The 11,827-nt window shown below is 69.3% G+C and carries 10 protein-coding genes; 1 reads left to right on the forward strand and 9 read right to left on the reverse strand.

All coding sequences use genetic code 11. From position 1 onward, the window contains the following. Window positions 1-9: 9 nt before the first annotated feature. The 3 genes from glmM to rplM form a co-directional block, all read right to left on the reverse strand. On the reverse strand, window positions 10-1,368 hold the full coding sequence (glmM, locus tag IF54_RS0111455; RefSeq protein WP_030317284.1) for a phosphoglucosamine mutase: 1,359 nt from the start codon (window positions 1,366-1,368) through the stop codon (window positions 10-12). Window positions 1,369-1,557: 189 nt separating this feature from the next. Next, window positions 1,558-2,079: a 30S ribosomal protein S9 gene (gene rpsI / locus IF54_RS0111460; RefSeq protein ID WP_030317286.1), complete on the reverse strand. Its 522-nt coding sequence runs from the start codon at window positions 2,077-2,079 to the stop codon at window positions 1,558-1,560. A gap of 42 nt (window positions 2,080-2,121) precedes the next feature. Next, on the reverse strand, window positions 2,122-2,565 hold the full coding sequence (rplM, locus tag IF54_RS0111465; RefSeq protein ID WP_028809313.1) for a 50S ribosomal protein L13: 444 nt from the start codon (window positions 2,563-2,565) through the stop codon (window positions 2,122-2,124). A gap of 372 nt (window positions 2,566-2,937) precedes the next feature. Here rplM and IF54_RS0111470 point away from each other — a divergent pair, with 372 nt between their 5' ends. Then, window positions 2,938-3,831 carry a hypothetical protein gene (locus IF54_RS0111470; protein ID WP_030317288.1) on the forward strand — a complete coding sequence of 298 codons (894 nt, stop codon included), beginning with the start codon at window positions 2,938-2,940 and terminating at the stop codon, window positions 3,829-3,831. Between the two features lie 63 nt (window positions 3,832-3,894). Here the strand turns inward: IF54_RS0111470 and IF54_RS0111475 are convergent, their stop codons facing one another. From IF54_RS0111475 to IF54_RS0111500, 6 genes are all read right to left on the reverse strand, one after another. Beyond that, the gene (locus IF54_RS0111475; RefSeq protein WP_051735404.1) at window positions 3,895-4,422 is read right to left on the reverse strand and encodes a GtrA family protein; all 528 of its coding nucleotides are present in this window, start codon (window positions 4,420-4,422) and stop codon (window positions 3,895-3,897) included. A gap of 8 nt (window positions 4,423-4,430) precedes the next feature. Then, window positions 4,431-5,189: a polyprenol monophosphomannose synthase gene (locus tag IF54_RS0111480; RefSeq protein ID WP_030317290.1), complete on the reverse strand. Its 759-nt coding sequence runs from the start codon at window positions 5,187-5,189 to the stop codon at window positions 4,431-4,433. Between the two features lie 68 nt (window positions 5,190-5,257). Beyond that, window positions 5,258-7,048, reverse strand: coding sequence for a glycosyltransferase family 39 protein (locus IF54_RS0111485; protein ID WP_030317292.1), 1,791 nt, complete (start codon window positions 7,046-7,048; stop codon window positions 5,258-5,260). After that, entirely contained in the window at window positions 7,045-8,967 is a 1,923-nt protein-coding gene (locus IF54_RS0111490; RefSeq protein ID WP_234438964.1) for an ArnT family glycosyltransferase, read from the reverse strand. Before IF54_RS0111490 ends, IF54_RS0111485 begins: the two co-directional genes overlap by 4 nt. Then, entirely contained in the window at window positions 8,964-10,013 is a 1,050-nt protein-coding gene (locus IF54_RS0111495; protein ID WP_030317294.1) for a glycoside hydrolase family 26 protein, read from the reverse strand. Before IF54_RS0111495 ends, IF54_RS0111490 begins: the two co-directional genes overlap by 4 nt. Then, on the reverse strand, window positions 10,010-11,602 hold the full coding sequence (locus tag IF54_RS0111500) for a glycosyltransferase family 2 protein (RefSeq protein WP_051735405.1): 1,593 nt from the start codon (window positions 11,600-11,602) through the stop codon (window positions 10,010-10,012). The genes IF54_RS0111495 and IF54_RS0111500 overlap by 4 nt, the downstream gene beginning before the upstream one ends. Between the last annotated feature and the right edge of the window lie 225 nt (window positions 11,603-11,827).

Genomic DNA, 11,827 nt, shown 5'->3' on the forward strand with positions numbered 1-11,827 from the left:
ACCCGGAGATCAGCCGAGCGCAGACTTCACCGCATCCGCCAACTGCCCGGCAACAGACCGCGCCTGATCAATGTCCGCCGCCTCGACCATCACCCGAACCAACGGCTCCGTACCCGACGGCCGCAACAACACCCGCCCCGTCTCACCGAGCTCCCGCTCCGCCTCCGCCACCGCGGACGCCAGCTCCGCGGACGTCGACACCCGGGACCGGTCCACGTCAGGCACGTTGATCAGAACCTGCGGCAGCCGCTCCATCACACCCGCCAGCTCCCGCAGCGACCGCCCGCTCTCCGCGACCCGAGCGGCAAGCATCAGCCCGGTCAGCGTCCCGTCCCCGGTCGTCGCGTGGTCCAGGATGATGACGTGCCCGGACTGCTCGCCCCCGAGCGCGTAGCCGTGCTCCTTCATCTCCTCGAGGACGTACCGGTCCCCCACCGCGGTCTGGACGAGCCGCAGCCCCTCCCGCTCCAGCGCCAGCTTGAACCCGAGGTTGGACATGACCGTGGCGACGACCGTGTCGGACCGCAGCGCGCCCCGCTCCTTCATGGCCAGCGCGAGCACGGCCATGATCTGGTCGCCGTCGACCTCCGCACCGGTGTGGTCGACGGCCAGGCACCGGTCCGCGTCCCCGTCGTGCGCGATGCCGAGCGCGGCCCCGTGCTCGACGACCGCCGCCTTCAGCAGGTCGAGGTGGGTGGACCCGCAGCCGTCGTTGATGTTGAGGCCGTCCGGAGACGCCCCGATCGTGATCACCTCGGCCCCGGCCCTCGAGAACGCCTCCGGCGACACCCGGGCGGCGGCGCCGTGCGCCTCGTCGAGGACGATCTTCAGCCCGTCCAGCCGGTTCGGCAGTACGGCGATGAGGTGCGCCACGTACTGGTCGAACCCCTCGCCGTAGGACCGCACCCGGCCGACTCCGGCACCGGTCGGCCGCTCCCACGGCTCACCGTGCCGGTGCGCGTCGTAGACCGCCTCGATCCGGTCCTCCAGCTCGTCGTCGAGCTTGTGGCCACCGCGGGCGAGGAACTTGACGCCGTTGTCGGGCATGGCGTTGTGGCTCGCGGAGAGCATGACGCCGAGGTCGGCGCCGAGGACGCCGGTGAGGTACGCCACCGCGGGCGTGGGCAGGACGCCGACCTTCAGCACATCCACGCCGGCGCTCGCGAGGCCCGCGACGACGGCGGCCTCCAGGAACTCCCCGGACGCGCGGGGATCACGTCCGACGACCGCCGTAGGCCGGTGGCCCTCGAACGAACCCGCCTCGGCCAGCACGTGCGCCGCCGCGACCGACAGACCGAGCGCCATCTCAGCCGTCAGATCCGCGTTGGCGACACCGCGCACGCCGTCCGTGCCGAAGAGTCGTCCCACTTGTCCTCCTGGGGAAGCGTCAGTTACGGAGATCATCCGATCACATGAGCCTTTGAGCGCCTTGTGCCGTTATACGCCTCAGGCAGTGATAAACGAACGCCCCGACGGCACTGTGGCGTGCCGCCGGGGCGAACGGACGTACTGCTGACCCGCGGATACGAGCCGGTACGAGCAGACAGGCAGCGAAGCTTAACGCTTGCTGTACTGCGGGGCCTTGCGGGCCTTCTTGAGACCGGCCTTCTTGCGCTCGACCGCACGGTCGTCGCGGCGGAGGAAGCCGGCCTTCTTGAGGGCGCCGCGGTTGTTGTCCACGTCGGCCTCGTTCAGCGCGCGGGCCACGCCGAGGCGCAGGGCACCGGCCTGACCGGAGACACCGCCACCCGCGATGCGGGCGATGACGTCGTAGCGGCCCTCGAGCTCGAGCACCTTGAAGGGCTCGTTGACTTCCTGCTGGTGCACCTTGTTCGGGAAGTAGTCCTCGAGGGTGCGACCGTTGATCTTCCACTTGCCGGTGCCCGGGACGATCCGGACGCGGGCGATGGCGTTCTTGCGACGGCCCAGGCCGGCCGCGGGCTGCGGGTCACCGAAGCGGCCCGCGAGCGACTCCGAGGTGTAGTCGCCCTCGACGGGGACCTCGGACTCGGTGGTGTAGCTGTCGATGTCGACGATCTCTTCGCCCTCGACGGGCGTCTCGACGGTGGTCTCGGCCACGATGCTCCTCAGATTCTCTTCAGTCTTAGGGGGTGGCCGGACTTACTGCGCGACCTGGGTGATCTCGAACGGCACCGGCTGCTGGGCAGCGTGCGGGTGCTGGTCGCCCGAGTAGACCTTCAGCTTGGTGAGCATCTGACGGCCCAGGCTGTTCTTGGGGATCATGCCCTTGACGGCCTTCTCGATGGCCTTCTCGGGGTTCTTGTCGAGGAGCTCGTCGTAACGGACCGAGCGCAGACCACCCGGGTAGCCGGAGTGGCGGTACGCCATCTTCTGGGTCCGCTTGTTGCCGGACAGGTGAACCTTGTCGGCGTTGATGATGATGACGAAGTCGCCCATGTCCATGTGCGGGGCATAGGTCGGCTTGTGCTTGCCACGGAGGAGGTTCGCGGCAGTGGTAGCCAGACGGCCCAGGACGACGTCCTGAGCGTCAATGACGTGCCACTGGCGAGTCACATCACCGGGCTTGGGGCTGTACGTACGCACTTCGCAGCCTTCTTCTTCAGTGGATGGGTGCTGACACATGGCATCACTGAAGCGATCGTGCAGCTGGGGACGACAAATATGCCGGGACGATGCCCGTATGCCGCCCACTGGTAACTGCTCCAGGGAACCTAGGTAGAGGCCTCTCGCATGAGAACGAGCGCGCCTATACACAACGAAGAAGCAGGATACCCGCGCCCCCACGGACGGGTCAAAACGAGCCCCGAGCCACCCCTCGGGCGGGCCGGTGCAGACACCTTTCCGGCCGTCGCGGAAAGCTTCGCGGCCGAGATGTGCACGGGTGCCGGAAAGGTCCCCCGGGCCGGTGTCCACAGGCCCGACAGCACCCTCCGTCCCCCGTCTAAGATGCGCCCCATGAGCTTTGGGCAGCAGGGGGGACCCCCGTCCCAGTGGGATCCCTGGAAACCGCAGTCGCAGCAGCCGTGGAGCAGCGGCGGGGGCGAGCAGACTCCGGACTGGGCCGCGCTCGCCGAGGCCTCCGAGATCCGCAACAGGCGCCGTCGGCTGTTCTTCATCGTCGGCGGCGCGCTCGCCACGGTCGGCATAGGCACCGCCGTCGCGATGGCCGTCGTGTCGGCGAACAACGGAGACGACCAGGCCAACAAGCCGACCTCGTCGCTGCCGGCGACCGCCGACATCCCGAGCGCCACCGGGACCGCGCCGTCGTTCGCGCCGACCAGCGCCCCGCCGCCGCTGGACCCGAAGGAGTTCATCGCCAGCAAGGCCAAGGACACGGCCCCGCTCAGCGCCAGGCTCCTCTTCCCGGGGACCCAGCTGACCATGGGCTCCACCGTGTACAAGAAGGGCGAGACCTCCGACACCAAGAACTGCGCGGCCGCGGACACCGTCCAGGCGAGCCTCGGCAAGATCCTCAAGGCCGACGGCTGCACCCAGTTCATGCGCGTCAGCTACACCAAGGACGGCGTCTCGGTGACGGTCGGTGTGGCGGTCTTCGACACCGAGGCCCAGGCGCAGAAGGCCAAGGGGCAGGTCGACACCAAGAAGGACATCGTGAAGTCGCTGTCCGGCGGCGCGGTCAAGCCGTTCTGCAACGCCGCGATCTGCCGCACGACCTCGAACTCCTACGGCCGTTACGCCTACTTCACCATCTCCGGCTTCGCGGGCGGCAAGAACGTCACGGAGAAGGACACCGCGGTCTTCAGCATCGGCGACAACCTGGCCGAGTTCACCTTCCGCCAGATCCACCGCCGGGGCGAGGCGCAGGCCTCCACCGCGGCGGGCGAGTGACCCGGCGCCCCCCGAGGGCGCGCCGGGTCACTCCGGCCGGATCAGATCAGCGGCCGACTCAGGTCAGCCACGCTCCCAGGAGCCGCTCAGAGCAGGCTCGGGGTACGGCACGACGGGGTCGGGGGACTCGTCAGCGGTCCGTCGGCTCCCCGTGGCCCTGAAGACCCAGGTGCGGTAGGACCAGAACCGGAAGAGGGTCGCGATCCCGATGCCGAGGAACTTGCTGACGTTGGTGGCGAGCGTGCCGTCCCAGCCGAGCCCGTAGGTCGTCGCGTAGAGGACCGAGTTCTCGATCACCAGGCCGATCGCGCTGAACAGCAGGAAGAGCGTCAGCTCCTTCCTGCGGCTGTTGCGGTCCTCCTGGTCACGGTTGCGGTACGCGAAGTACCGCAGGCCCAGGTAGTTGCTGAGGATCGCGACGACCGTGGCCAGGACACTGGCCCGGACGGTCTGCCACTCGGTGACGGTCCGGATGAGGTTGAAGACCGCGAGGTTGACCACGAAGCCCGAGGCACCCACCATGCCGAACTTCGCGATCTCGCGGTACAGCTTCCCGAATCGGGAGGGAAGCGCGTGACGTCCGCTGCTCACCGTCCCGTTCAGCCCCGTCGGTTGCGCAGTCGCAGCCGTACGGGCATCACCGCCGACTCGATCTGCGTCGAGAGATTCATCTTCGAGACGCCCTCGGTGCGCTCCTCGAAGCGGATCGGGATCTCCACGGCGCTGTGTCCGGCCCGGACGGCCTTGAACTTCAGCTCGACCTGGAAGCTGTAGCCGGCGCTGTCCAGGGTCGTGAGATCGATGTCCCGCAGCGTGGCGGCCGACCACAGGTTGAACCCGGCGGTGATGTCCCTGATCTTGGTGCCGAGCACGGTCCGGGCGTAGCGGTTGGCGAAGCGCGAGAGCAGCACGCGGTGCCTGCCCCAGTCCTCGTCCAGCGAGCCGCCCTCCACGTACCGGCTGCCGACGACCAGGCCGACCCCGGACGCCAGGGCCGTACCGAGCATGCGTGGGACCGCTTCCACGGGGTGGCTGCCGTCGGCGTCCATCTGGACGACGTACTCGGCGCCCTCGTCGAGCGCGGCGCTCATGCCGGCGACGTACGCCCGGCCGAGACCGTCCTTCTCGGTCCGGTGCAGCACGCTCATCCGGCGCCGCCCGTCCCAGTTGTACTTCTCGGCGAGCTCCTCGGCGATCCGTCCGGTGCCGTCCGGACTGGAGTCGTCGACGACCTTCAGGTGCAGCCCCTCGATGGGCAGCCCGAGCACCAGCTCCGCCATGCGCGGCAGGTTGGCGGCCTCGTTGTACGTGGGCATCACCACGGTGACAGCCACGTCCGCCCCCACGTCGTACGTCATCTTCTTTTCCCTCCCCAATTGATTGCTCCCCCCGCCGGACACGGGTCGTCCCGCGTCCGGAACCCAACTCAGGTATGCACCTTGCGCTTGGCGGCGTCGTCCCTGTCCGCGGACGGGTCGTCCGTCGCCGCGCGTGTCCTTTCGAGGAGCACGAGCTGGAGGTATGGCAGCTTCTTGGTCCGCACGACCTTGAAGCTCTTCCGGATCGCCTTCGCCGTCGTCTTCGGCATGCCGCTGAACGGCTGTCCGTCGAGCGTCGTCGACACGAGCCACAGCCGGTCGGCCTTGGCCAGGCACCTCGCGGCGTCCGGGCATTCGAGCGCGCCGAACGACCCCAGTTGCTGGGGCGTGCGGTACATCAGCGAGTCGCGCGGGCGGCCGGCGTCGTCGCGCAGTTCGTAGTCCATGGCCCGGCGCTCGGACATCACACCGCTGAAGACGATGCCGTCACCCTTCTTCTGCCCGGCCTCGATGAGCTGGGCGGCGCCGCGGAAGTCGGGCTCGCCCAGGGCGTTGTACCGGGTCTCACGGATGCCGGGCAGGGCCTGGAAGGCGAGCCCGGCGACTGCCGCCGCCACGAGTACCCAGCCGAAGCCCCGCCGCACCGCCGCTCCCGTGCCGGCCTTCGCCCCGGCCACCGGTCCCGCGATCCGCACCACGGCGACGGCCGCGAGCAGGACCCAGGCGGGTGCGGTGAAGAGCAGGTAGCGCGGCAGGAAGAGGTGCAGCTGCGCGGCGGTGGCGTAGGTCGCCACGGGCGGCAGCACGATCCAGACGGCCAGCGGAAGGGCACGCCGTCCGGCGAAGAACAGCCCGAGCGCGCCGAGCGCCATGACCGGCACGGCCACCGCCCAGGTCCCGAAGAGGTTCTTCGGGAAGTCGAGCAGGTCCTTGACCGTCGGATTGTTCCAGGCGATCTGTCCGCTCTGCCCCGAGCCGGAGACGGCCATGGGGATGACGAAGCACAGGCCCAGCGTGCAGGCCGCGGCGAAGGCCCAGCCCACGATCTTGTCACCGGACCGCCGGGCGATGAGGATCATCACCAGATGCGCGCCGAGGACGGCCATCGAGGCCAGGTGGCTCCAGCCGATCATGGGTACCGACAGCGTGTAGGCGACCCACACCTTGAACGAGGGCTTGTCCAGCGCCCTGGCGAGCAGCAGCGTCGACAGCAGCACCGCGGCCACCGCGAAGGCGTACGGGCGGATCTCCTGCCCGTACCGCGTGGTGGTCGGCACGACGGCGAAGGCGAGCCCCGCGAGCAGTCCGGCCTGCGGGGTGAACAGCCGCCGCCCGAGCAGGGCGAGCAGGCCCGCGGAGGCCGCCATGGCCACCGCACCCGGGATACGCATCGCGGTCGGGGAGTCCCCGGCCACGGCGATCCAGAGGTGCATGAGCACGTAGTACGGCGTGAAGACGACGTCGATGGAGCGGATCAGCAGGCTCAGGTCGTGGAAGGACAGCGTGGCCGCCCACCAGGTGGCGTGCTCGTCGCGCCACAGCTCGCGGTCGCCGATCCCGTGCAGGATCAGCGCGAGGGCGAGCGCCGTGGGCACCAGGAAGACCACCGCGGCGGCGAGCCGTCCGCCCTTCCGGGCCGCGGGCTCCTCGGCGGCCGGCTCGTCCGTGGGCGGCTGAGGGTCGACCGGTTCGGGGGCGGTGGGCTCGGGGGCGTACGTGTCCTGCCCTCCCGGATACCCGCCCCGGTCGGCGTACTGCCCGGGAGCGCCGTACGCGCCCGGGTCGGCGTAGGTGCCCTGCGCCGAGCCGGCGTACGTGCCCTGCCCGGCGTAGGGATCGTGGCCGCCCGAGGGGTCGGGGTACCCGCCTCCGTAGGGAGCGGGGGCGTGCGGACTCATCGCTTCACCCAAATCCGGTAGGCGTGCTCTCCGCTGCTCGTGGTGTACGGGAACACGGCCGCCAGCCGGTAGTGGGAGTTGTTCTTCAACCCCTCCTTCACCGCCTGGTACGTCACCGGGCTGACGTCGCCGTGCATCACGATCGCGTCGAACTTTCCGTCACGGACGGCCTGGCGGAACGCGTCGGGGCCGGTGTACTGCTTGCCGTCCTTGCCCCGGTAGTCCATGAAGTAGGTGTTCTGCCACTGCGTCCAGTTGGTCTTGTCCCGGAGGTAGTAGGCGGGGACCTCCTGCTCCTCGGCGAGGTAGGTGCCCTTCCTGTCGACGACCGTGCTCAGGTACGCGGTCATCTGCGTGGAGTCCGGGAAGCTGTACGCCCGCTGGGCCTGCACCATGCCGAACACGAGGGTGGCGACGTACAGCAGGATCCCGAGCTGCGGATGCCGGAAGTGCGGGCCGACCAGCCGGGCCATGCCGAGGCCGGCCAGCGGCGCCGCGAAGAACAGTCCGAAGCCGACGTGCTTGTAGAGCGAGATCTCGGTGTGGAGGTGGATCTGGTAGGCGGGAGCGAGCAGCGCGGTGCCCGTCAGGACCAGGCCGAGCGCGGCGCGCCGTACGCGCCCCGGGGTCTCGCCCTCGATCCAGGGCATCTCGCCCATCCGCCCGCGCAGCACGTAGGCGATCGTGCCGCCGAGCGCGGCCAGGAAGACCAGCCCGCCCCACTCCGCGCTGTGCTGGAGCATCGTGGCCGCCGTGTCCGTGCCCTTGGCGCGGTCGGTGGTGGTGGAGCTGATGCCGCCCAGCGGACCGGAGAACCAGTAGCCGATCCCGAGCAGGGCGGCGATGCCCGTGCCCAGCACCACACCGCGGCCCAGGGCGCGGATGCCGCGGTGCCGGTGCGCGGTGATCACCGCGAGCACCACCAGGGTCGGGAGGTACAGACCGGAGGCGTACTTCACGCCGAACGCCAGCGCGGCCGGCGGGGCCGCGAGCAGCACGGCGAAGGCCTTCATCCGGTCGGTGCGCACCACCGCCCAGGCGGACAGCGCGAGCAGGAAGATGGCGGCCGCGTCGTAGGTGGCGAAGTTGCCGAGCACGATCGTCGACTGGAGCACCGAGAAGAGCGCGGCCGCGCCGAGCGCGGCTCGCAGGTTGAACAGGCGCCGGGTCAGCGCGTACAGCAGCGCGGTGGCGCCCAGCATGAACAGCAGGCTGACCACGCGTACGCCGGCGAGGCCGAAGTAGCTGTCCACGGCACCGGCGAGCACCGGGTACAGCTTGGGGTGCCCGGAGAAGTAGGCCGCGAAGTCCACCGGCAGCTTGGTGCCGTGCAGCAGGTTGGCCAGCTCGTAGTGGCCCGCCGCGACGTAGAGCGCCTCGTCCTGGAAGGCCGTCCCGGTCAGCCGCAGGGAGAGCCCCGCCTGAACGAGCAGGATGAACAGCAGCACCCCGCGCCCGAGCAGCTTGCTGCGCCGGGTGTCCACCGCCCACGACGACTCGGCCACGGGCGGCAGCGTGTATCCGGGCTTCTTCGGCTCGGGCTCCGCGGCGGCGGGTGCCGCCTGTGCGGGCTCGACGGCGGTGTAGGAGGCGTACGGGTCGAAGGGCGCGAAGGTGTCGTAGGCCTGCTGGTCGGTGTACTGGGACGTCCGGCCCTGGACGTCGAAGCGCCAGCTGCCGGTCTCGGTGAAGTAGCCGGGCTGGTAGTCGCCGGCCTGTTCCCCCGCGGGCGCGTGGGCCTGCTGCGCCCGGGGGCGGGCCGGGGCCTGCTGCGCGTACTGCCGCAGGCTCTCCCGCTGCTCCTGCCGCCGGTCCTGTCGCGCGGGTCCGTGGCCGCCGTCGCCGTACTGCTGCCCGTATCCGTACGGGTCGTGCACCTCGGGCTCGTCCGCCCACGTGGGCGTGGTGCGATCGCTCACGGCTTCGTCACATCGAATCCGAAGTCCGGGTTCGCGGCCTGCTCCTTGAACGTCTTCTCGGACAGCGGACCGCTGTTGATGCGCCAGTCCGTCTCCTTGTCGAAGTTGAACCAGACGAACCCGATGACGTCGTCGCGGTCGGCGGTCCCCTGGAAGAGGGACGTGATGTCGGCGGGCTTGCGCTCACCGGCCTGGGCGGCGGTCTCCGCGATGATGAACGGTTTCTTCGTGAAGCCGCGGATCTCGGTCATCGTCGGGCCGTACAGCGTCTTGTACGTGTTCGGACCGGTGGCCCCGTAGTAGCCGATGACACCGACCCAGTCGACGTAGTCGTCGCCCGGCCAGAACGGCTTGAGCTTCACGTCCGGCATCGGGTGCGTGACGTTCGGGCTCCACACCCAGATGACCTGGGTGGCGCCCTCGTCGTCGAAGATGTCGTGGATGTGCTTGTACGCGGCGGTGAACTGCGCGGCGGTGGCCTTCTTGGTGCCCCACGGGTACCAGAAGCCGTTCATCTCGTGCCCGAAGCTGATCGCCACGGGCAGGTTCAGGTCCGCGACAGACTGCGCGTACTCGCGGATGTAGGCGTCCTGCTTGCCCGAGGCGATGTCCTTCAGGCTCGTCTTGAACGGCTCCCAGGCGATGAACGCCACCGCGCCGTAGTCCCAGGAGTTCTGCACGAGCCGCTGCTCGTACTGGTCACCCCAGGCCGAGTAGAACTCCACCAGGTTGGGCTTCTTGCCGGCCCTTTTCGCGAAGTCCTGGACGGCCGTCATCTTGGCGGGGGCGCCGTCGGCGGCCACCCCCAGGTACTTCTTCTCCGGGTCCAGCAGCGGCCGCACGTCGTACGGCGGCTCGGGCTTCGCCGACCCGGTGGCCTCGGCCGTGCCGGTGGCGTCCGGGTTCTCGCCCTGGCCGCGCTCGTACTGGGCGCGGCCCTCGTCGGAGAACGTGCTGCATCCGGCCAGCAGGGCGCCGGCGAGCAGGACGGCGGCCAGCGCCCGTACCGGACGCGGGGCTCGTACCTGGCGTACGGAGAAACTCATGCGGTCGCTTCCTGCACTTCCTGGGCGTGCGGCTGGACGAGAACACGGCCGACGACCATGGCGTAGAAGAGGCCGGCGGACATCATCAGCGCGAAGTCCGGCGGATAGAGGGTGAGCATGCGCCAGGCCGCGACGAGGATCCAGGCCACGGCGGTGCCGCCGGTCCAGAAGATCATGCAGTTCCAGTAGCGGCGCATGCCGTTCTTCTTGGCGCCCGCCGAACCGGTGGGCTTCCAGCCCATGGGGCGGCCCCGCATCACGTCCCAGACGGCGAAGACGTGCGACCACCCGTACATGACACGGACGGCCCAGGCCTCCAGCCGGTACGGCGCCCGGTGCCACAGCGGCAGCACCAGCGTGACGTAGGCGACGCTCGGCAGCACCCAGAGGGTGGCCTCGGCCCGCATCAGGTCCGGGCGCAGGATCATCAGGCCGAGCGGGATGATCGGCGCGATGAACGTGGCGAGGGCGGTCTGGAGGTAGTAGAGGAAGCCCGAGACGTAGCAGAGCCGCGTCTTGAACTTGAGGTCCATCTCCCAGAACCGCTTGCTGGTGAGCAGCTCCAGCGAACCCATGCACCAGCGGTACTGCTGGTTGTGGAAGGCGCCTGCCGTGTCCGGGCACACGCCGGCGGACAGCGCCACCGGCACGTAGCGCAGCTTCCAGCCCAGCGCCCGCAGGTCGAAGCCGGTGTACATGTCCTCGGAGTGCTCGATCAGCGTGATGCCGCCGGTCTGCTCCAGGGCCGCGCGCCGGTAGATGGCGCACGAGCCGACGCAGATGGACCCGTCGTGGTCCTCACGGGAGGTCTGCACGGAGCGGTAGAACTGCTCCTGCACGGCGCCCGCGCCCCGCTCGATCCAGTTCTGCGCGTCGACGATGCGGAAGAACTGCGGCGACTGCACGATGGCGACCTTCTCGTCGTCGTCCATGTGCGGCAGCAGCTCGTCGAGCAGGTCGGCGCGCGGTGCGAAGTCGGCGTCCAGGATGAGGATGTGGTCGCCGTCGGTCTTCTCGAAGGCGTGGTTGAGGTTGCCGGCCTTCTTGAACCAGCCGCGGTTGGGCCGCACCACGTAGTGGAAGCCGAAGTCGGCGGCCATGGCCCCGACCTCGTCCTCGGCGGCGTCGTCGAGGACGTAGGTGCGCACCACGCCCTGGTAGCTGCCGGCCAGCCGGTTCACATGGACCCAGGTGTTGTGCAGCACCTCCAGGGGCTCACCGCACACCGGCAGGAAGATGTCCACGCTCGGGTACCGGGCGGGCTGCCACGCGCGGACGAGGCGCTTGTGCTTCTTGACGTCGAAGTCCTTGCTGAGCCCGTCGAGGTACAGCGAGATCAGGTAGTCCGCGATGACGAACGCCAGCAGCGGCAGGGTCAGCCAGAACCAGGGGCTGGACGCCGTGAACAGGAGCTGGCTCACCGCGAGGCAGGCGAAGCTGATCAGCGAACCCGCCGTCAGGACCCACAGGTGGCGGCGCGTGTAGGAGTACTTCTCCACGTCGTCCGGCGGCTGCGGCAGGAGCCCGTGGGTCTCCTCGACTCGCCTGCGCCGGCGAGAACGCGCGGCGGTGCCGACTGCACTAGTCATCAAACCCCCCAGGGCCGAACCGGCCCTGCCTACCCCTCCGGATGACCGACCATCCCCATAAATCGAACTCTCAGCCGGACCGCGAAAGCATAACCGGCTTTGCGCTTTACGCCTCAACTTTCTTGTTAAGTGAGGGTTTCATCACGGATCACACGGGTAACAGCTGTCGCCCCAGTGGGCAATCGGGTCAACAGATGATAAGAACAACCACTCAGTCTTCACGTT

This window comes from Streptomyces sp. NRRL B-3229 (assembly GCF_000719505.1).
GTDB lineage: Bacteria > Actinomycetota > Actinomycetes > Streptomycetales > Streptomycetaceae > Streptomyces > Streptomyces griseorubiginosus.